The organism is Nocardia aurea (genome assembly GCF_003123685.1).
Taxonomy (GTDB): Bacteria; Actinomycetota; Actinomycetes; order Mycobacteriales; family Mycobacteriaceae; genus Nocardia; species Nocardia aurea.
In genome coordinates this window covers 1-679 of the sequence record NZ_QCYJ01000138.1, presented here as the reverse complement: position 1 = coordinate 679, position 679 = coordinate 1, and the positions used below count along the sequence as shown (strand labels likewise).

The following is a 679-nucleotide window of genomic DNA, read 5'->3' as shown; positions in this document are numbered from 1 at the left end:
ACCAGCACGTCGAGTTCCACGACCCGCTTCCAGAACGGATCGAACTCCGGCAACGCGAACGAACGCATACCGTGCAGACCCGGAACCGGAGCCGGACGAACCAGGATCGCCTTGGCGCCGTGCTCGACCACAGCCCAGTTCAACTCCTCGATCGCCTTCTCCACGATCGGCAACGTGATGACCGGAATGGTGAAGATCCGGTCCGAATGCACGAAATTACCGTCCTGGCCCCACTCCTCGAGCATCCACTCGTTGAGCGAATGGATCACCGCGTGGATCAGCTCGGGATGATGACGCATCCGCTCCTCGACCAGACTGGCCAGAGTCGGGAACATCAGCGCACGCTGCAACTGCAAATCATCCATGACCTTCAGACGAGCGACCGGATCACGGAAAGCATCGATCGCCTTCATCGACTTACCGAAAATCTCACGACGGCTCTTACCCTCGGGATTGCCGTACTTGAAGTAATCCTCCATCGCACCCGGACGCGCGACCACGTCGAAAGTCGGATTCGGGATGTACTCACTGATCTGGCCGAGCACCGCGATCTTGGTGCGGCCGTTGATCTCGATGTACTGGATCGCACCCTCGTACTGCTTGGGCAGATGCCTGGTCAACGCGTCCTTGGTCTCGTAGAGATGGTTGTCCGCGTCGAACAGTTGATACGGCAGATCGA

At 58.8% G+C, this 679-nt stretch carries 1 protein-coding gene; it reads right to left on the bottom strand.

Annotated elements, in window-relative coordinates; all coding sequences use genetic code 11:
* Nucleotides 1-679, bottom strand: a 679-nt coding sequence (locus DAT37_RS36685; RefSeq protein ID WP_232840224.1) for an amidohydrolase family protein, incomplete at both ends; no start/stop codon positions are given.